The organism is Sporolactobacillus inulinus (genome assembly GCF_006539285.1).
GTDB lineage: Bacteria > Bacillota > Bacilli > Bacillales > Sporolactobacillaceae > Sporolactobacillus > Sporolactobacillus inulinus.
The window spans coordinates 1-22,444 of record NZ_BJMS01000059.1 but is presented as its reverse complement, the minus strand read 5'-3'; the positions used below and the strand labels follow the sequence as shown (position 1 = coordinate 22,444).

The window sequence follows — 22,444 nt, the reverse complement described above, 5'->3', positions numbered from 1 at the left end:
CAGCGTTCAATGAACCAAGGTAAATGCATAGCAACATGACCAGCAAGGATCGCATGGTTAATTGCGACCAACGACAAAAAATGACACATGCGGCACTTGACAAAGAACGTAAATAAACCGCAATGAACTGTAACAAAAGCCGATGCAGCAACGACCCATGACCATTTGCCCATAATTTCCTCTTTGCTCGCGATAAAAATATGCTATAATTCTTGTAGCTTGGCGTGTAAAAAATGTCGAGTTTTAGAGCAAAGAAGCAGATGAATAGTGTATAATGGAAGAATCGTTTGCTATATCCTTTCATTAATTCCTTCTATTATAATGATACAGTACACTATTTCCTCAAAATTACGCGAGACTGCAGCAGAGAAGAAGCAACTTAGATAATGTGCGTCTCCACGACTCAGGGGGTCTTTTCATGAAGAAAGTCAGAAAAGCGGTCATTCCGGCTGCAGGTTTAGGAACACGGTTTTTACCGGCAACGAAGGCATTGCCTAAGGAAATGCTTCCCATTGTTAATAAACCAACGATCCAGTATATTGTTAAGGAAGCCGTACAAGCCGGTATTGAAGACATCATCATTGTGACCGGTAAAGGAAAACGGGCTATCGAAGACCACTTCGATATTGCTTACGAACTCGAACAGAATTTGATAAAAAAAAATAAACTCGATCTACTTGAAAAAGTGCGTGAACCATCTAAGATTGATATTCACTATATCCGTCAAAAGTCGCCGCAAGGGCTGGGTCATGCGGTTTGGTGTGCCCGCAAGTTCATCGGTGACGAACCGTTCGCCGTTCTGCTTGGTGACGATATTGTACAGGCAGAAACGCCATGCATCAAACAATTGATGAACCAATACGAAAAAACCGAATGCTCCTGCATCGGTGTTAAAGAAGTACCGAAAAACCAGACGCACCGCTATGGCATCATTGATCCGAAAGCCCAAGACGGTCGCCTTTTTGATGTGCGCAAGTTCGTTGAGAAACCGGAAAGCAATCCACCGTCGAACATGGCGATCATCGGACGCTACGTGCTGACCCCGGAAATCTTTGGCTTCCTTGATAAGAAAGAAATCGGTGCCGGCGGCGAGATCCAGCTGACTGATGCCATTCAAAAGCTGAACGAACTGCAAGGCGTCTTCGCTTATCAATTCGAAGGCAAACGGTTCGATGTCGGTGAAACGCTCGGCTTTGTTCTAACCAACATCGAAATGGCGCTTCAAGATAAAACGATTCAGAAGGACGTTCTTAAAGGTATAGAACGAATCCTTCACGACAACAAACTACCACTCGAATGATGGAGGATAAGACAATGGCGATGCCTAAATCGGAAATCAACGCACGCTACCTTGAAGAGACACAACGTACTGTTATGACAAACGCTTATGAACATGACAGTACTTCATATATGTTTTTCAAAAGAGCCCTTGATTTGTTTGGCGCAGTCATTGGTCTCGTGCTCAGTTCACCAATTTTTCTCGTTATTTCGTTACTTTATTTGAGAGGAAGCCAGAAAGGTCCGGTATTTTTTAGACAAAAAAGAATCGGACAGAATGGGGTACCTTTTCATATATATAAATTTCGATCGATGGTCGTTGATGCAGAGAATGCGCTCAAGGCCAACCGGAATTTGTATCATAAGTACTTGAAGAATAGTTATAAGTTGGAACCGGAAGAAGATCCGCGTATTACAAAGATTGGAAGATTTCTGCGGAAAACAAGCCTTGATGAGCTTCCACAATTAATTAATGTTATTAAAGGTGAGATGAGTCTCGTTGGTCCGCGCCCCGTTGTATCCGAAGAATTGAAGGAATACGGTGAAGACAAAGATCTCTTTCTCTCCGCTAAGCCAGGTCTAACAGGTAATTGGCAGGTTTGCGGACGAAGTGAAATTGAGTACCCTGAACGTTGTAATGTAGAGCTATACTATGTGCGTTATAAGTCATTTACCTTTGACCTTAAGATACTGTTTAAAACAGTCATGACTGTTTTAGCAAAAAAAGGTGCATACTAATAATATTGTTCGTAAGGGCAAAAGTTACTTGTGATATTTGAGGAGTTTGGACAAGTGAGTATTAAAATTATTGTTGCAACACATAAGAAATATAGAATGCCAAAAGATTCGATGTATATTCCAATTCACGTAGGACGCGAAGGAAAAGACGATTTGGGGTACATTGGGGATAATACTGGCGATCATATTTCAATGAAAAACCCTAATTACTGCGAATTGACTGCAGTATATTGGGCATGGAAAAATTTAAATGCAGATTTCATTGGATTGGTCCACTATAGAAGACATTTCTGTGACCAATCTTTTTTTATAGGATCTGCTAAATCTAAGTGGAGTCATATTTTATCTGAAGAAAAAGTTCGTACATTGCTTGATAAATATGATGTCATCTTACCTAAGAAACGTCACTATTGGATTGAAACGAGCCAATCTCATTATGAACATGCGCATAATGGGGAAGATCTTCTCCAAACAAGAAAAATTATTGAAAAAAAGTATCCTGAGTATATTAAGTACTTTGATGAAGAAATGAATAAGACAGCATCTCATCGCTTTAACATGTTTATTATGAAAGAACCCTTGTTTCATAATTACTGTGAGTGGATGTTTGATATATTATTTCAACTTGAAAAAGATATCGATATCTCAAATTATTCTCCAAAGGAAGCTCGGGTTTTTGGATATATCAGCGAACGTTTGCTCGATGTTTGGATCAGCAAGAATTCAATTAATTACGTGGAATTGCCTGTTATGTTTATGGAAAAACAAAATTGGATTAAAAAAATATTTAACTTTTTAAAGCGGAGATTTAAAAATCTACAAACGTATAATAAATAATATTTAATGTTTGGGGTACGTGTTTTGAATCAGATAAGCGTAATTATTCCGGTCTATAATTCTCAAGATACAATTGCACAATGTTTGGACAGCATCATTTTTCAAAACGAAAGGCCGCCTATTGAAATGATTATTGTAGATGACGGATCAATCGATGGCACTCTGTCTATCTTGCAAAAATATGCTGAAAAATATGATTTTATAAAAGTCAAAACTCAAGAGAACCAAAAGCAGTCCGCTGCACGTAATAATGGTTTAAAACAAGCGAGTGGTAAGTACATCCTGTTTGTTGATAGCGATGATTATTTAGAAGAAAATATGTTGTCAGAAATGTATAAGACCATTGAAAATGATCGAACTGATTTGTGTATATGTGGAATTAAGAAAATATTTCATAACAGAACCGAAGTAGAAATAAGAAGTTGTCTTCAAAACAGCACAGATTGCATTGCTGATTACCTTGTGCATCATCAAGAAATGGACGTTGGCGTATGGAATAAACTATTTAAAAAGGATATTCTAATTGATAATAATATCCAATTCGAGAATGAAAATTTTTTTGAAGACACACTTTTTGTTTTTAAATATCTATGTAATATAACTCACAATATTTCGTTTATTGAAAAACCTTTGTATAATTTGATAAAAAGAGAAAACAGTACAACAACAAATTATTCCCCAGATATCGAAATATATTCCGGACTCCTGATTGGGAAAATAAAGGCTTATCTCACAAAAAAAGAATTGGAGTCTTATGAATCATACGTGGATGTTGTTGAAATAAGAAATTTGATCCATATAGTACATCACAATATAAAATTTAATCGAATAAACAAAAAAGAAAAAATTAATATGCTTTTATCCAATATAAGTTTCAAAATGCTGATTAAAATGCCTAGTAAATACAAAATAGCATTATTATTGATGAAATTCAGTCCAACGCTTTATGAAAAATTTTATTTGCGTAAAAAGAATATTTGATTAAATTCGACCAAGAGATTTCCACTTAATTAGGATGTAAACAAATTTAAAGTGTTTTGATACGAAGTAGGGTGAGCAAAATGAAGGTCGCCATTTTATTAGGCGAAGTAACAGGAAAAGGCGGTATGGAAACGGTTATTTCTCATACGGTCTCTTTATTTAATAAATTTAATAATCGCAGCGAAATGAAAGTATTTGTTTTAGGTGGATCAAGAGACGAGACATGGCTGAAAAAAATCGGTAATGAACATTATTATTGTTTATGTGCGGCTAACGAAGCAAAAGCAAAAAGATATTTGAAGTGTGTTTTCAGGGCGCCTTCAATGATTAAGAAATTCGAACCGGATGTTATTCTTGGTGCAGATGAAAAATCTGTTTTATATGCAAAACTATTTAGCAAATTCTTTAAAAGGAAACCTAAAATCGGGACATGGATACATTTTTCACTAACATCAATCACTGGGTTTTATCGAAATATTATAAAAACAGCTGATTTTCATCTGTCAATTAGTGAAGGATTGAAGCAAGAATATGTGTCCAATGGTCTAGCAGATGACTCAAATATCCATCTAATATACAATCCTCTTAACTTAAATCATTTAATGATAAATCGTCCCAGCGATAAATTAGAACTAATTTATGTTGGTCGACTAATATATGATGGACAAAAAAGGGTAAATGACTTATTAAATGCTGTCAGTAAAATTGAAGGAGATTGGCAACTAACCATCATTGGTGATGGAAAAGATAGGGATAAACTCTTTAGATTATCAAAAAAGTTGGGAATTGATCGTAAAATAATATGGCTTGGATGGCAAGATCATCCTTTTGATTGCATCAAAAGTGCTTCACTATTATTACTTACATCTGAGTATGAAGGATTTGGAATGGTCTTGGTTGAGGCAATGTCAAGAGGTATTCCATGCATTAGTACAGATTGCCCGGTTGGACCTTCTGATATTATAAAAAATAATGTTAATGGTTGGCTTTATTCTGTTAGAGATAATCAAGCATTGACGGATTTACTTAATCAGATTGTTCGTGGAGAAAAACCTCTTCCTGATGCTGTTAAAATAAGACAATCGGTAGAGAAATATGATGAAAATAAATTCTCAATCAGACTCTTTAATGTATTGGAACATGAATTAACAAAGTAATTATTTTAACTTTATCGAAGGTATTGATATAGATGACGGATGGTATAAAAATAAGTGTCATAATCCCAGTGTACAATAGCGAAAAATATTTAGAAAAATGCTTAGATAGTGTTATTGGTCAGTCGATGAAAACAATAGAAATTATTATTGTCAATGATGGTTCAACAGATCACAGTTCAGAAATAATTCAAAATTATGCTAAGCAATACGCAAATATCATATCCATTGATCAACCCAATTCTGGACAAGGTTTTGCAAGAAATCATGCTTTAGATTATGCTAGTGGAGAGTATATCGCGTTTGTCGATAGCGATGACTATATTGAAAGTGGAATGTTTGAAACCCTCTACATAGAAGCCACGACCAATCAGTTAGATGTTGTACTGTTTAATTGGGATAAAGTAGACTACCAAGGTCATGTTTTGGAAAAATCAGATCATTCAGAATATGATAATCGAATCTTCACAAGAGATGAAATCGTAAGAGGTTTTCTTTCGGAATTTCAAACCGTGATTGAAGGATTTTCATGGAATAAATTTATCAAAGCTGATTTGTTTAAGAGGTCGCGGATTAGATACCCCAATTTAAAGTTTGAGGATATACCGACAATGTTTCATCTCTTATTAAAGGTTAAAAAGTGTAAGTATATAAATCAGCATTTATATCACTATGTCAGTCATGGAAATTCAACTGTTCATTCGATGGATAAAAAAAACATCGAGGAATTTGTTGCAGCAATACAAATGATGGAGACAATTTTGGATGAAGAAAAAATGAAATCTTTATTTATTACGGATTATTTCATCTACAAAAGCAATCAACTTCTGAGAGAATATGGAAGGTCCTACGAGGTTATTCGCACCTCTTTGCATTTAGATCGCCTATTTAAGGAACAATTAAAACAAGTGACGATATTCAAGTGCCTGTTTAATTTCCCAAAAAAAGACATTAAATTAATCGTTAAATTAATTTTTTATAAGATAGGGTTGCTCCCTTTATTTATTTCACTGTACCATAAGATTAGACCAACCTACTAAATTAAATTCAACACGATGTTGTTATTTAATATTGAAAACATGGATTGGAGGCAAATGATTGAATCAGCGAGACTTTATTCATTCATCTTTAATGAAATTTTCGTTTTTTATATTAACAGTGTATTTCTTCTTGTATTCGACCACTATAACGAATTCATTGCTCCAATCGAAACTAGTACTTGTAATTGGCTTAGCAATGGCCGTTGCTGCTTTTGTTATTAAAAAAAAGATAGACCTGAATCGAAACTTTTTTTTGTATTTGTTGGTAACTATCATGGCATCTACAGAATTGTTTTACGTTTTATTTAAGGATAAACACATAAATGATTTTGATAACCTGTTTTTATACTCCTTAATAATTATTATTGCGCTCAATGGATTGAACATCAATTCATATATCAAAATTTCTTTTTATACTAAATGTGTGTTAACACTGATAATAATTATTCTCTTTAGTTTTCATGCTATACAGGAAACAACGTTAGCGAGAGAAAATACTATAAGACATTCATTAGGGTTCTTTCATCCCAATTCTTTAGGATTTATTGCGATGGTACTGACAATAGAATATTTGCTGCTTTATTTGAAAAAGTCAAATTGGATGGTATTGACATTCATCACCCTCTTAAATGGACTTATCTATCAACTAACTTTATCACGTTCCTCATTTATTTGTTCGTTAATCGTGCTATTTGCAGCTTTTCTCTATAAATATACAAAGGTTTTGGAAAGAGATTGGTTCCATATTTTTATGTTAACGTTTATTCCGATTATGTTTCTTTTAAGTGCTTTCATGCCGTTGACTTATAACAGCAGCAAGCATTTCTATGGTTTAATAAATCAACTCTTTTCAGGAAGATTGGAAATGGGCTATTATTATTTGGAAAGAGTTGGTACATCACTTTTTGGAAGACCCTTTCCAGAAACATTGCATATTGAGTATCCCAATATTAATGTATTATTAGATTCGGCTTTCTTAAGATTATTAATTCAATCGGGATGGCTAATTTTTATTATCGTGCTTGTTGGCATTTTGTACCGGTGTTATCAATTGATTAGAGAAAATCATCTGTTTGACGTGTGCGTAATTCTTACTCTTCTCATCTTTTCGTTCTTTGAGCGAACAACAAATAATATTTTTCTGTGCGCGTCAATATTGGTGTTGTTTGTTAAAACTGATCAGAAACAATATTTATTGTATAAAATGAAGCAGAAACTTGTTATGCTAAAAAAGAATAAAGTAAAATAAATTGATTGTTATATTGTTTTTTACACATACTGGAGTGAATAAAATGACCTACGATTATCTCGTTGTTGGTGCTGGACTTTTTGGCAGTACATTTGCCCATGAGGCAGCAAAAAAGGGGAAAAGAGTAAAAGTTATTGATAAACGGAATCATATTGCCGGAAACATCTACACAGAAAAAGTTGAAGGCATCAATGTACATAAATATGGTGCGCATATTTTTCATACGAACAGTAAAAAAATATGGGATTACGTGAATCAATTTGCAGAATTTAATCGGTATACAAATAGCCCGGTTGCCAATTACCTTGGTGAAATTTATAATATGCCGTTTAACATGAACACATTCAATAAGTTGTGGGGTGTGGTTACCCCTGAAGAAGCGAAGGCGAAAATTGAAGAACAAAAAAAAGCGTCTCATATTATACAGCCGAAAAACCTTGAAGAACAAGCCATTGCACTCATCGGAATCGATATTTATCAAAAGCTGGTCAAAGGTTATACGGAAAAACAGTGGGGGAGAAAAGCAAGTGAACTCCCCGCATTCATTATTAAACGTTTGCCTGTTCGGTTTACATATGACAACAATTACTTCAATGATAGGTATCAAGGGATTCCTATCGGCGGTTATACGCAAATTGTTGAGAAAATGCTGGCAAGCCCTTTGATTGATGTAGAGTTGTCTACCGATTTTTTTGAGAATAAATCTTATTATTTAAACCATTTTCCAAAGATTATTTATACAGGAATAATTGACCAATTCTTTGAGTATCAATATGGGCTGCTTGAGTATCGCAGCCTGAAATTTGAAACAAGCATCTTGAATAAAGAAAATTTTCAGGGAAACGCAGTCGTAAACTATACCGATGCGGAAACGCCATACACTAGAATAATTGAGCATAAACACTTCGAGTTTGGAACACAGCCCAAAACCGTGATTACAAAAGAATATCCAAAAGCATGGGAAAAAGGTGATGAACCTTATTATCCATTGAATGATAAGAAAAATTCAGATGTTTTTTCAAAATATCGCAGGTTGGCAGAGCAAACACCTAACGTTATCTTTGGCGGCCGGCTTGGGATGTACAAGTACTATGATATGCACCAGGTGATTGGAGCAGCTTTATCAATAGCAGAAAAGGAATTAAATAGCTAAACGGTAAACCAATATGTATAAGGGGTTAGTTCGTTGAAGAAAATTGTCATCATGACCTCACATCTCTCAGGACGGGGCGGAACAGAAACCGTTTTAAGGGATGTAATAAAAAATATAAACCAAAAATCGGATAATTACAGAGCTGAATTATTTTTAATGGGCGGAACAGAAGATCAAAATTGGGTTCAAGATTTACCATATACATCATGCGTACCAGCAAAGAAAAATAAACTTTTACAACAGTTGGAAAAGTTCAGTTCCATATTGCAATATTTGAAAAAAGAAAAGCCCAGTATGGTCATTAGCGTTGACACAAAATTAATTAGAGTCTGTCAATTATGTCGCCATTTTATAAAGCCCAAATTTCCAATTGTTTCTTGGATTCACTTTTCGTTGTTCAATGAACCCTTGGTCAATACAAAATTACTTCCATATGCCGACAATCATTTATGCATCAGCTCAGGAATTGCAAAACAAATGAAGTCGCTCGGAATTCATCATTCAAATCTATATGTAATATATAATCCGATTTCGTACATAGAGAAAATAGTTCCTCGTCCGCAAGGAACAACGAAGTTCATTTATATTGGCCGCGTGCAAATGGAGCGACAAAAGAGATTACAGGATCTATTAACTGCACTGTCTCAAGTAGATGGAAACTGGCATCTCGATGTGTACGGAGACGGTGAGGATGCTGATTCATGTAAAAGGTTGTCTGAGAAACTTGGTATCTATGATCAAATTACTTGGCACGGATGGGTCGATAATGCATGGAAGTCAATCCATGAAGCCACAGCGCTGCTGTTAACATCTGCATATGAGGGGCTACCAATGGTCTTAGCAGAAGCCATTTCTCGTGGGGTTTATTGTATCAGCTCAGATTGCCAGACTGGTCCAGAGGATCTTATACAAGATGGAATTAACGGTGAACTTTATCAACCTGGCAATTTGAAGCAATTACAAAGCATTTTGCAGTCGGTCGTCACTGGAAAAGAACTACCTGATCAAAGATCAATGAAAGAATCGATACAATTTATGTATGCAAATTCGTATTATGCTCATTTGCAGAGAGACTTCGCGCGAATACTGGATAAATGGAATGCAAAGTAAACAATAGAAAATGTGGGAATGATCCTGATGAGTATTAAAAAAAATTATATTTATAATCTTATTTATCAAATCATGGTGATGGTGTTACCGCTGATTACGGTGCCATACGTATCGCGAGTACTGTTATCCAATGGGGTTGGTATTTTTGCTTATACGTCTTCTGTAGTTCAGTATTTTATTTTGCTAGGTATGCTCGGAATTGGCACCTACGGAAACAAAGTCATCGCTATGACTCGAGATAATAAGAAAGAAATGAGTGAGAACTTTTTTAGTATTTATTTGCTGCAGTTAATCATTTCTTTATTATCTGTGATCAGTTACTTAGCACTTGTTGTCTTTTTTGTCAGGGATGACCGAAATATTGCGTATATCCAAACCATCGCATTACTAGGAACTGTATTCGACTGCACCTGGTTTTTCAGCGGATTGGAGCAGTTCAAAAAAATTGTTACACGAAATATTCTCGTAAGGATAATTGCCTTAGCAATCATTTTTATCTTTGTTAAAACTCCAAAGGATCTAGATTTGTACACCTATATTATGTGTCTCTCAACTCTTGCAGGCCAGTTGCTGATGTGGTTTTATGTAAAGCATGAAGTTATTCGAGTTAAACTCTCCTTTCAATCTGTTATAAAACATTTAAAACCAACCCTAGTTTATTTTCTCCCGCAGGTAGCAGCTCAAGTATATTTTGTTTTAGGGAAAACAATGATTGGATTAATATCAACAAAGAGTGAAGTCGGTATTTACGACTATGCAGATAAAATGAAGTCTATGGCACTTGCCGTAGTGACTTCGCTTGGAACTGTGATGCTGCCAAGGATGGCCCATACATTCAGTACAGGACAAATTGATAAAGCCAAAGACTATATAAAAAAATCAATGGATTTTTCTACTTTGCTTGCCGTACCGATTATGTTTGGTCTAGCAGGTATTGCTCATGAATTTGTCCCTTGGTATATGGGTAGCGATTTTATTAAAAGCGGTAGTGTGTTGGTCATTATGAGTCCAACTATATTTCTTATGGCGTGGAGTGGGGTTTTTGGCAGTCAATATCTAGTACCGCTAGGTAAAATGAGGGAATATACAATTTCTCTTTATGTCGGAGCCGCGGCAAATCTTGTTTTTAATCTAATCCTAATACAACCTTTTGGATCGATTGGGGCTGCATTTGGCACTTTGGCTGCAGAACTAGCCGTAACATTGGCACAAATCTATTTTGTTAAAGATAAAATTTCACTAGCTAAACTATTTCCCAACACGGTTATCTGTGTTGGTGCAGGGGCTGTAATGTATTTGTTTGTTCGAGTTCTCGGCATAATAATGGGTGTATCTATCCTAACAACAGTAGTACAAGTGTTGACTGGCTTCATAATCTATGTATTGATTATATTATTGGTAGAATATGTAAAACGTGATGGCGTCATACTTAATGAGATTCACAGAAGAAAACAGCGGTAAAAATTTTATCGTTGTTCTGGTACATTTTCGTTTAGTCTCCCTATCAATGAAAATGCTAGAATTTTTACATAAAACTAATAGGAACTGATAAAGAGTTCCTTTAAAAACACGAGAATGAGGAGTAAACTATAAAGTAAATATTTGTTTAGACGGTTCATGGAAGGAGTGATTCAAAGAAAGCGGGCAAAGGAGCAATGATTCGGATTATTTCATTTTAATTATTGCTGTGAGTTCTAAAGTGAAATGGGACCTACATAACTAATGAACATCCGCCTAAAGAAACAATAAAGTATTTCTCCAACATATTAATCTATTGATCTATTAATAATACGTAAACCACCCCATTAATAACTCTCTATTTGTATTAAGGAGGTTCAAATGAATTTAAAAAGTATGAAGGGACAAACCCTTTTCCTATTTGCAATCTTCAGTGTATTGCTTTTCTGCATAACAACTAATGATAATGCTTTCGCTGCCGAAAATGACTCAGTAATCATCTATAATAAGCAAGTAAACGAAACTGGGTTAATCAATGCAGAATCGAAAGATAGTATTTGGGCAGATCCTTATCACGGCAGAGATACTTCCTTCGTTTCATCCCCCACAAAATACAATGGATCACGTGTACAAATTGTTCGAGAAGCTGAGACAAATTATGGCATTTATTATCAATTTAAAATTGACAATCAAGTGATCGGCTGGTTAGATAAACAATGCTTTGATTCCATAGGGCAAATTAATCATAATAATCCAGTCAGCTTATCAGGACAAGTAAATGCGGGGAAAAATGACGGCATTTGGGCTGAACCGTATCAAGGAAGCGGGATGGCCTATATCTCTTCAGGTTCGCAATACAATGGTAAGCGAGTAGAGATTATCCGCGAAGCTCAAACCAATTATGGAACTTATTATCAGTTTCAAACAGACAGTAAAACGGTTGGCTGGCTTGATAAAAAAGCATTTACCTCAATAACAACAATTGACTATAATAAAGAAGTTAACAATACGGGCGTTGTTCGGGCGAATGCGAGTGATAGTATCTGGCAAAGCCCTTATCAAGGTGACGGAACAGGGTATGTCACATCAGGATCACAATATAATGGACGGCAGGTTCGAATTATACGCGAAGCCAAAACAGATTATGGAACCTATGATCAGATTGAAACCGATAATAATAAGATACTAGGTTGGATTGATCAGAAGGCTGTGACGGTTGACCAAATTTATACTAATAAAGAAGTTAGTTTTTCTGGACAAATTCATGCCGGAAGCAGCGATGGAATTTGGACAGATCCTTACATGGGTATGCGTACTCATTATGTCACTTCCGGTTCTCTTTACGATGGTCAGCGTGTTCAGGTTGTTCGTGAAGCACAAACAAACTATGGTACTTATTATCAGTTTAAAGAAAATGATAAAGTCATTGGCTGGTTGGACAAAAAAGCATTTAGAGCCATCGGCCAGATCAATTATAATAACGATGTTCATTTAAGCGGACAAATTCATGCATCTGATCAAGCAGGAATCTGGTCAGAGCCGTATCAAGGCGACGGGACGCCATACGTTGCACCGGGGACACGATATAATACGGGTCAGCGTGTTCAAATTATCCGTGAAGCACAAACAAACTATGGGACGTATTATCAATTCCAAAGTAATAATGAAACGATTGGTTGGCTGGATAAAACGGCATTCGGTGCCATTAGTGAAATCTATTACAATAATTCAGTAAATCAAAATGGACAAATTCAAGTGAATGATAATGGTGGCATTTGGGCAGATCCGTATCAAGGTGATGGAACATCGTATGTTGTCCCGGGAATTACGTACAATTATCACACGGTTCATGTTATTCGGGAAGCCAAAACAAACTATGGCACGTATTACCAAATCCAAATTAATGGACAGACGATTGGCTGGATTGATAAAAATGATGTTGTTCCAGTTATTAGTTCCACAACAACAAAATATAATTACTCATTTGATTATGTGGTGAACAAACAATCCGGAGCAAAAACAGATAAAACGTATTCAATGTACATCTATAAAGATGCGCTGCAAATATCTGGATCGAAAGCGACGATTGTTGATGGCCCTTGGAACATACGCGGCGGTCCGGGAACGAATTACTGGGTCATTACGACAATAAACAATGGCACTCAAGTATCGATTGCAGGACATTCAGGAGATTGGTATCAAATCAGCTATAAGACAGAAAAGTGGGTAAATGCAAGCCCAAAGGATATTCGTCAAGCCATGGATCCAAAGAGTTATTCACCTGATTCAACAGAATACTATCAATTTTTGAAACTATCATCGCCGACTTATGTTAATGCAGATGAAGTGAATGAAAAAGTATTAAAAGGAAAAGGAATTCTTGAGGGGAAGGCTTCTGACTTCATTCAAGCGGCGAAAAATGAAAACATTAATGAGCTCTACTTGATTTCACATGCACTGCTCGAGACGGGTAACGGAACTTCGAGATTAGCAACAGGTATCGTTGTGGATCACGTAGATGGGCAGCCTGTCGAACCGAAAAAAGTGTACAATATGTTTGGAATAGGAGCCAGTGACCAAGATGCAGAACGATTAGGCGCTGAAACGGCATATAAAAACGGCTGGTTTTCATTGGACTCGGCAATACTTGGCGGAGCAAAATTCATTGGACAGTACTATATTCATAACTCATACAATCAGGACACTTTATATAAAATGCGCTGGAATCCTGTGAATCCAGGAATACACCAATATGCCAGCGATATTGGCTGGGCGGTCAAGCAAACCTATGCGATGAAAAAGATGTATGATTTACTTTCTAATTACTCGATTGTTTTTGATGTGCCAAAGTATAATCAGTGATTAGCGTAAAAATGGGAAGACGCATACCTCGTTAGAAGAGCGAACGAGCCCCCTAAAGTTGGAGATTAAAATTCAACTTTTAGGGGGTTTTACTAGCAGATTTGAAATACAGATTTCTGTAGGAAATTCGTGAAGAACTTATCACATAAAAAATAGGCTTGCTGGCCCTTAAAATAATCTCTACTATTCGGTGTTTAGATTAAGCTCTAGGGGTGGGGATCACGATTTACTCGTTGATCGTATGGCTGTTTAACCATACGAAACTGTATTGGTACATTTATCCGCTGTTTCCGGCGATGGCTGCATGTATCGGCATATTCAGTGCTCATCTGATCAAGTTAAAAAAGCTTTCCTTATCGGTACTGCTCATTCTGCTCGTCCTCTTCTCCTTTTACCAAAGTGAAAAGATGATTTTGCGGCAGGTCAAGGTCAGAGGAACAACGGACGTACAAACGGTTTTTCAGCCAATCGACCGGAATCCAAACTATAAAAAGGCACATGTCTTTGCGGAAAGTAGTATTGGCTGGAGCCAGAGTACGCATCTTGCCGCACTGTTGTACGGTGATCTTGTGCCACAAAAGACAGGCATCGCAGGATTTACAAAAGATCGCCGCAAAAACAGTTTGCTGCTTCTGGAAAAAAAGCGAGCCAACGAAAAACGCGTAAATGAGGCCGGCTATCGAACCATTGCGCAGAATAAGAAATACTTTTTAGTTACAAAATAATTAGAAAAGGATGGTGCTGTCTCGCCATCCTTTTTTGTTTTGCCATTCGTTTCATTGCACGATATGCCTTAATTTACAATCACTTGACACCTCCTTTGCATTGCGGTATTTTGACAAGTGATCCCGAAAAATGATGCGCTTTTACGAAGATATTATAAAGACATGCTTGATCATTGGATAGGAACATTTAATGAATTGCTGTCAATTGAATTGATGACTGCTAAAGGAGAAATGGACAAGTTGGGAAAGCTGAAGAAGGTTATAAAAAGAAGGCTGCGTTTCGTATTCGGCCCATTGGTAAATGGTTTAAAGCAAAGTCACCGCATGAGAAGACTTTACGCCAAGTATTATGATCGGACCAACATAAAAAAGAACGTTATCCTTTATGAAAGCAGAGATGGGCGTAGTATCACCGATTCGCCCTATGCAATGTTCAAGTATCTATTAAAACATGATCACGAGAAGAAGTACACGCATATTTGGAGTATTGTTGCAGGTGATGCGGAACTTGATGAGATCATTAAGGACTATGCGGGATCGACCAACGTTCAGTTTGTCATTCGTAATTCACGCGACTACGTAAAGGCATTAACAGAAGCGGAATTTTTAATTACCAACTCGACCTTTCAAACGTTTTTTGTTCCTAAAGAGGGGCAGAAGTATATCAATACATGGCATGGGACACCGTTGAAAACAATGGGGTTCGATATTCCGGGAAATCCGGCGCATTCCCAGAATGTGCTGCGTAACTTTCTTTCTGCACAGTATCTTTTGAGTCCGAATGCGCACACGACCAAGATGTATACCAAGAGCTATAAGTTGGATGGTCTGTATCGCGGCGAGATTTTGGAAAGCGGTTATCCTCGAATTGATTTGACCTTGAACACACCGAAAGCAGAGGTTTTGGGCAAGCTCAGAAAGATGCATGTACGCATTGATCCGAATAAGAAAATCTTCCTTTATACGCCGACTTGGAAAGGGTCAAACGTTAATCACGCGCAAGGGAATATTCGGCAGATTATTGCGGAAAGGGCGTTCTTGGAGCAAGAACTGGGGGATCACTACAATGTGCTCATTAAGGTACATCCCTTCTTGTACCCGCATGTCAGAGGGCAAAAGGAACTCCAAGGCAAGTTGATACCGGATGTCACCGACACCAATGAGCTGCTCCGTGTTGTCGATTTGCTCGTCACCGATTACTCGAGTATTTTCTTTGACTATCTGGTCACAGGCAAACCGATCATTTTCTATTGCTGGGATAAGGACCTCTACGATACCGAGCGCGGCATGTATATTAAGGCGAAAGAGTTGCCGGGACCGACGGCATTCAACGTCTGGCAACTGGTTGACCTGGTGAAACGCGTTAAGGAGATCGAGAAAACGTATAAGGATTCCTATCAAAAAATGAAAGCACGTTTTGTCAACTACGATGACGGGCACGCAACGGGGCGCTATGTGGACTATATTTTCAATCATAAGCACGGAGAACGGATCAATCGCATCCGCGTAAACAGCAATAAGAAGAGAATCCTAATCTATCCGGGTGGTATGAAAAACAATGGCATTACGTCGAGTTTTATTAACTTGACGAATACTATTGATTACAGCAAATACGACGTGACACTCTTTATGAACACACCGCATCGCGCTGAAATATTAAATAACTTGAACAAGGTCAATCCAAATGTGCGCATGCTCTTTAAACCGGGGATCCCGATTTATAAATTGAATGAAATTTATCGAGATAAGCTGATACAGAATCGTTCGTTAAAAGGGTATCTGAAGCGCTTGTATCCAAAGAAAGCCTATAAACGCGAAGTCAATCGCTTAATGGGGAATCAGACGTTTGATATCAGCATTGATTTCAGTGGGTACAGCTACTTTTGGGCGAAATATATGATTGAAGCCAATTCGCTGAAAAAGATCTGCTTCATGCACAATGATGTGAAGGCAGACAGCGAGCGGACAATTGGCAACAGACATCCGCATCTGATTAATTTGCGCGGCATTTTTTCACTTTATAACAAATTTGACAAGCTGCTCAGTGTTTCAAAGGCAACGATGGAACTCAATAAAGCAAAATTAAAACCGTATGCTAGCGAAGATAAATTCGATTATTCGGTAAACACGATTGATCCGCAGAAAATACTCGGTTTAAACGCGCAGGAAGATGAATTGGTTTCAGAGTCGATGCAGATTAAATCGGTCAAGTTCAATGCACAAGTCACAGGGGATCGTTCAGAAGTTAGGATCTGGCCGGAGTTATCTGATCCGGAAGTCGATCCTCCGATCATCCATCATGTGCCGAAAGAGGCATCTCTATTTGTTATTGCGGAAGCGAGAAAAGATGGCGAACCGCTCTATTGCAAAATACTCATCAACTCAATTTATGTTGGCTGGATTGAAAAAGGTCACATCGCGTATGTTCCAGATGAGATTCTCGAGCAACGTACCTGCCATGCGTACGGATCAATTCAATGGCCGGGGCACAACGCCTTATGGACAAAGCCATATGATGTACCGGGATGTACGCGTATTTCTGATGCTAAATTCTTAAAGAATGTACTGGTACGTATTAAAGAAGAAGCGGTTACGACAACAGCGAGCTATAACCGGATTGCGGTTAAAAATCAAGAATTAGGTTGGTTGGACGCCAATGCAATAAAAGTCATTGATGAGGAAACAAGCGTATCGAAACGCCTGCAAAGAGCGCTAAGAGAATTGCTGAATCACGCAAAACATCATCAAGTGATTGCCTCTTTGCCGAACCGGACCCTTGAGGAGGAGCATCTGTCCCTATACGGGAGGGTGACAGAGGATGCAGATCGCTTTACGATAGGGAACAAGCCCTACCCCAACTATGGCTATAAAGCAGTAGGCAACGCAGCTGAATTAGCCGGGAAAACACTAGGCATCCGAAAAAAAAGTACCACAAGAGCAGGCTCCTTCTATCTATGCTGCGATGATCAAGTGACACTTGGTTGGCTGGATGCGCAGGCTATCCGGATTCTCGATGAATCGGAACTGATCAATGTAGCCATTGGGGAGAAAGCGGTTCATTATTCGGTAACACCGAAGCCGGAATCCGATCACTCTGTTTGGAAAGAGCCGTTAGGATTCACGGAAAATGAAAAAATTGCAACGCTCAGTGAGGATACGGACTATATCGTTAAAAAAGAGGTGCAAACGAGTGAAGGCAGCAGTCTCGAACTCTACACGGATCGTTCTGAAAAAGTGGGGTACATTGACAAGAGCGCAGTAGAGCTGAATGAGAATGAGTTAACCAATATAAACGGCGAGTCGATTGGAGCGATTGATTCAAGCTGCTTCAATTTTATTACAATGGGACGCTTGTCACCGGAGAAGAACCAAGAAGCGTTGATCAGAGCGGTTGCAAGACTGGCCGAAGAATACAAAAATGTCCGTCTTTATATATTGGGCAGCGGGCCGCTGAAAAATCAGCTACTTTCAGTCATTTCCGAACTTGATGTAGCGGATAAGATCTTTTTACTGGGTCAAGTTGATCAGCCGTTCCGAATGATGCGGCAATGCGATTGCTTTGTTCTGTCATCGATTTATGAAGGACAGCCCATGGTACTTCTCGAAGCCATGACGCTTGGAATGAAAATTATTGCTTCAAACATCATTGCCAATACGTATGTCTTGAAGAATGGAGACTATGGATTACTAACAAAAGGTACGGATAGCGAAAGTATTTATGAAGCTTTAAAAGAAATGTATACACATCCATCAATGCAATTTAAATCGTTCGATTATGAGACATACAATAAACAGGCAATTGGTGAATTTTATCAAAAAATTAATGAATGACCGACGAGCGATCATTTAAGTTGGGACAGTGGGCGACAAAGCATTGGAACCGTTAAGTCATTTGTGCGTGACGCTATGGAGTAATCAAAAGGGTAAGTGGGAAACCAATGAATAGAATTAAAGTTGCTGTGATCGGAAGCTGCGCCTCGCGCGATAATTTTAATCATCATTTTGTTCCAAATTATAAAGATTTCTTTAAATGCGTGGTCTCGCAAAATCAAATGTCGATGATTTCGCTGATGGCCGATCCGATCCCGTTTCATGCGGATCATGTAACCGGTGATGTGTCGAATTATGCGAAGCTTCATTTTACAACCGAGCTGGAAAAATCCGTACTCTACAATCTTTTAATTAATGATCCGGACTATGTCATCTTGGACTTTTACGCGGATATTTTTTACGGAGCACGGAAAATTAATCAATCGTTTATTACCAATAAAGTATGGCAGTTTAAGAAGATCAATATTTATAAGAACTTTGAAATCGGTAAAGCGATCTCTATTCCAAAAGAGGAGCAATCCATACTCAAGGCTTGGACGTTGAAAAGAGAAGAACGAACCTTTATGAGGGTGTGGAAGAACAACGTTGATCGTTTTGTTCGATGGATGCAGGAACAGTTGCCCAACTGCAAAATCGTTATCAATCAATCGCGATTTACAAATGCGTACTATGATGAGGACAAGGGCGAAATCTGCCGGATCACCGATAAATTAAATCATCATTATGACCTCGATCGATTGAACAGGATTTGGTCTGAAATGGATGCCTACGTTATTGAGAAGTACGGCGTGCGCTCGATCGCGTTTGGCGATAAAAAGTATCTCGCGGATCCGAATAATCCGTGGGGATTGTTTTACCTGCACTTTGAACATGCTCATTATCTGGATTTTCGCGATAAGTTCTTAAAAATTGTCGTTGATGATTTACTAGAAAATCAAAAGAAACGAAAAAGAATGGAAACCTGTTCCGTGAATTTGATCAAAAATTCAACGTTCAATTACGGGAAAAAATATTGGACCTACTGGCAGGATACATTTATGATTCAGCAGAACAGAACGAAATCCAACAGCGTATCACTCACGAGAAAGAACTTGCTAGAGGATGCGAACTGCCAGATTTGATCCAACGCCGTTGAACTTAATGCCGATGGAACAGCCGCATATACGGTATCCTTCGATGCGCGAATTACAGATGTATCTCAGGTTGACGGTGAACAGGCCATTTTCGCGATTCGGCTTTACAATAAACCAAACGATATTTTTCAAAAAGACGCGGTTGCCTTTCACTACTTGACCATGCAGCAGTTTAAAATTAAGAATAATGAGTGGACAAGATGCTCATTTACCTTTACGCCAACCGAAGGACGATTTATTAAAGTCGGCGCGTACTTGTTTCGCAATGGGACGGTTGCATGGAGAAACATTCAGTTGGAAAAAGGAAGGTACGCGACACCGTGGAAGCCTGGGTATAGAGAAGCACAATGAACATCTTGAAGAGCAATATGACCGTATTAAGGCCACATGCTCTTTTTTTTATGCAAATGCGAATGTTTCCTTAATCATTATCGCAAATAGTTTCCTTTGTTTTTGCAAATAAATTCGAAAATTATGATGCGTAAAAGGGAATTTATGCTATAATTTAAACAATTTAAGAATGCGTATGTGAAGTCTTACCTGATGATATTTAGAAAAAATGAATTTTGTGCTGTTTTATCTAGATGTTTTCCATCAAAGATGCAACCTCAGCAGTTACCATTCAACAGTGCTGGTTTCTAGATTCAATGCCCTCTGCGTTGATCAAATTTGGAAATCAAGGGCAAAACCTTCCAATTGCAATAGCAAATAATTTATTTTAATGAACGAAAAAGAGATGCGCCGCTGTAGGGTCACTCAATCCATGAGCAGTGTAGACTGATCAGCAGAAAATATGAGCGTTTGTCGGAGAAAAATAGAACCGTTGGGGTTTAATCATGTTTAATCATAATGAAACAATTTTTATTGCACTTGCAAATTAACTTTAATCGAACAGCAAAGAATGAATACACAATACTGAAGAATGGGTACGAATGAATATAATAAGAAACCATTCACCAAATCTTTGATGAATGGGACCTTAAAATAGTCGACCCAAAAAGGTTTTTATGTGTTACAATACAAAAACGGTACAAAGGTTATCAGACTTATGGCACATGTATCGCTGTGCTTACATTCTGCCGGTCATGCGGACGGATAAGATAAAATTGGATTAAGGAGGAACGGCGATGCTGCAATTTAGTTTTTACTTAGAGTATGATGGAAGACGAACAGTATCCACTTATGATGCACCCACAGAGGTTATTCGTGCGAATGGCTTGCTTGAAGCGTTGTCGCTTTTTGCCGAAAAGAGAAAACTGAAAAAGGCGGGCAGTGAAACGCTTGAGAACGGACAAGTACGGGCGTATTTTGTGCAGAAAAAATTGTTCTCTGCACCTAGGGAATATGTGTACATGGTTCGCGAAGCAAACAAGGAATAAAATTTTCATTAAAGTCATGTAAAAAAACACATGATTCTTTCAAATGTGCTATAATATGAGCCATAATTGCTTTGGCGTTAATTACCAATATTCAATATAATTTTCTTGGATCTGCGACTTATTCTCCACTTAAACAGTACCATAGAAATCTGAACAGTTTCTGAACTTAACAGGGAAATCCCCGCGGAAGATGCCAAAACAAACGATCCAACAGTTAATTCCTATTACAGAATGAGCATTTTTGTGCTATAATCTGTTGGAATAAGTAGAATTTTGTTTAAACCACAATCTAGTACTCTGCGAGGGATATCATGGAAGAGACGATTAGTTTAAAAGAAATCTTCCAAACGTTGCGCAAGCGTTTGGTAATGATCCTTTCAATCACGTTACTAGCTGTTCTGGCAGCAAGTGTTGTTACTTTTTTTGTGATGACGCCGAAATATGATGCATCAACTCAGATCCTAGTTAATCAATCGAATGCCAATAATAACAGCCTTTATCAGAGCAATGCCGTACAAACGAATGTTCAGCTCGTGAATACGTATAGCGTCATCATTAATAACCCTGCAGTACTCAATCAAGTGATTAAGAAGCTGAATCTTGATGTTACTGTAGATGAGTTAAAGGGAATGCTGACGGTCGGCACGGAACAAAATTCACAAGTGTTCACGCTAACTGCCGAATCGACAAGCCCGCAACAGTCGGTACGGATCGTCAATGGTGTTGCTCAGGCATTCAAATCTCAGGTGAAAAAGGTGATGAATGTAGATAACGTCAGCGTTCTGTCACCAGCCACTATTGCCTCGAGTCTTAATCCGGTTAAACCGAAAGCAACAATAAACTTGGCAATCGCTTTTGTCGTCGGACTGATGGTTTCCGTCGGACTGGCATTTCTGCTTGAATACATGGATAACACCATAAAAACGGAAGAAGACATTGAACACGTTTTGGGACTTCCTGTTCTTGGCGTGATTTCGGAAATCAAAGGACATAGTCAACCTTCAGGAACCCGTACGGCCACCCATGCAGCGGGCAAGCATCATGTGAGAGGAGTTGGCCGAGTTGAGGCGAAATAAACGCAACGTTTCGAAACAGCGACATCTGATTGCTTTCTATAAACCAAAGTCAACTACGGCGGAACAGTATCGAACGATCCGGAGCAATGTTGACTTTTCCGCAGTAGACAGCGATCTGAAAACGATTATGCTGACTTCATCCGGACCGGGTGAAGGGAAATCAACAACCGCAGCGAATCTTGCCGTGGTTATGGCACAACAAGGGAAAAAGGTCTTACTTATTGATGCCGACCTGCGTAAACCAACGATGCAGTACACCTTCCGTGTGTCAAACACGGAAGGTTTAACGACGATGTTGACGAAGCAGACGGCATTCGAAGATACAATTAAGAAAACAGAGGTTGATAACCTTTTTATTATGACAAGCGGACCGATTCCGCCAAATCCGGCCGAACTGTTAAGTTCTGTGGTGATGGAAAGCTTCATTAAACATGCCTTAA

Annotated in this window: 17 protein-coding genes; all 17 read left to right on the top strand. The window is 38.1% G+C overall.

Annotation, left to right across the window (positions count from 1 at the left end):
* Positions 1–418: 418 nt before the first annotated feature.
* A complete protein-coding gene (gene galU / locus SIN01_RS09300) occupies positions 419–1,300 on the top strand; it encodes a UTP--glucose-1-phosphate uridylyltransferase GalU (RefSeq protein WP_010026751.1) in 882 nt (293 codons plus the stop codon).
* Between the two features lie 74 nt (positions 1,301–1,374).
* Positions 1,375–2,016: a sugar transferase gene (locus SIN01_RS09295; RefSeq protein ID WP_237760141.1), complete on the top strand. Its 642-nt coding sequence runs from the start codon at positions 1,375–1,377 to the stop codon at positions 2,014–2,016.
* A gap of 54 nt (positions 2,017–2,070) precedes the next feature.
* Positions 2,071–2,853 (top strand): DUF4422 domain-containing protein, encoded by a 783-nt coding sequence (locus SIN01_RS09290; RefSeq protein WP_010023326.1) that lies wholly within the window; start codon positions 2,071–2,073, stop codon positions 2,851–2,853.
* A gap of 24 nt (positions 2,854–2,877) precedes the next feature.
* Entirely contained in the window at positions 2,878–3,834 is a 957-nt protein-coding gene (locus tag SIN01_RS09285) for a glycosyltransferase family 2 protein (RefSeq protein ID WP_047034870.1), read from the top strand.
* Positions 3,835–3,914: 80 nt separating this feature from the next.
* Positions 3,915–4,991: a glycosyltransferase gene (locus SIN01_RS09280; protein WP_010026312.1), complete on the top strand. Its 1,077-nt coding sequence runs from the start codon at positions 3,915–3,917 to the stop codon at positions 4,989–4,991.
* 32 nt (positions 4,992–5,023) lie between these two features.
* Entirely contained in the window at positions 5,024–6,028 is a 1,005-nt protein-coding gene (locus SIN01_RS09275; protein WP_010026311.1) for a glycosyltransferase, read from the top strand.
* A 58-nt stretch (positions 6,029–6,086) separates the two neighbouring features.
* Positions 6,087–7,277, top strand: coding sequence for an oligosaccharide repeat unit polymerase (locus SIN01_RS09270; protein WP_010026309.1), 1,191 nt, complete (start codon positions 6,087–6,089; stop codon positions 7,275–7,277).
* 43 nt (positions 7,278–7,320) lie between these two features.
* A complete protein-coding gene (glf, locus tag SIN01_RS09265; protein ID WP_010026308.1) occupies positions 7,321–8,430 on the top strand; it encodes a UDP-galactopyranose mutase in 1,110 nt (369 codons plus the stop codon).
* A 33-nt stretch (positions 8,431–8,463) separates the two neighbouring features.
* Positions 8,464–9,540 (top strand): lipopolysaccharide 1,6-galactosyltransferase, encoded by a 1,077-nt coding sequence (gene waaB / locus SIN01_RS09260; RefSeq protein ID WP_010026306.1) that lies wholly within the window; start codon positions 8,464–8,466, stop codon positions 9,538–9,540.
* A 27-nt stretch (positions 9,541–9,567) separates the two neighbouring features.
* Entirely contained in the window at positions 9,568–11,001 is a 1,434-nt protein-coding gene (locus SIN01_RS09255; RefSeq protein WP_010026304.1) for a flippase, read from the top strand.
* Positions 11,002–11,379: 378 nt separating this feature from the next.
* Entirely contained in the window at positions 11,380–13,860 is a 2,481-nt protein-coding gene (locus SIN01_RS09250; protein ID WP_052766822.1) for a GW domain-containing glycosaminoglycan-binding protein, read from the top strand.
* A gap of 212 nt (positions 13,861–14,072) precedes the next feature.
* Entirely contained in the window at positions 14,073–14,585 is a 513-nt protein-coding gene (locus tag SIN01_RS09245) for a hypothetical protein (RefSeq protein WP_141306043.1), read from the top strand.
* A gap of 162 nt (positions 14,586–14,747) precedes the next feature.
* Positions 14,748–18,416, top strand: a complete 3,669-nt coding sequence (locus SIN01_RS09240) for a CDP-glycerol glycerophosphotransferase family protein (protein ID WP_141306042.1) — start codon at positions 14,748–14,750, stop codon at positions 18,414–18,416.
* Between the two features lie 107 nt (positions 18,417–18,523).
* Positions 18,524–19,537 (top strand): DUF6270 domain-containing protein, encoded by a 1,014-nt coding sequence (locus SIN01_RS09235; protein ID WP_010026204.1) that lies wholly within the window; start codon positions 18,524–18,526, stop codon positions 19,535–19,537.
* Between the two features lie 1,139 nt (positions 19,538–20,676).
* Positions 20,677–20,928 carry a hypothetical protein gene (locus SIN01_RS09230; RefSeq protein WP_010026205.1) on the top strand — a complete coding sequence of 84 codons (252 nt, stop codon included), beginning with the start codon at positions 20,677–20,679 and terminating at the stop codon, positions 20,926–20,928.
* Positions 20,929–21,239: 311 nt separating this feature from the next.
* Positions 21,240–22,004 carry a YveK family protein gene (locus tag SIN01_RS09225; protein WP_010026206.1) on the top strand — a complete coding sequence of 255 codons (765 nt, stop codon included), beginning with the start codon at positions 21,240–21,242 and terminating at the stop codon, positions 22,002–22,004.
* Positions 21,991–22,444: CpsD/CapB family tyrosine-protein kinase (locus SIN01_RS09220; protein WP_141306041.1), on the top strand; the 454-nt coding region annotated here is incomplete at its 3' end. The genes SIN01_RS09225 and SIN01_RS09220, both read left to right, overlap by 14 nt.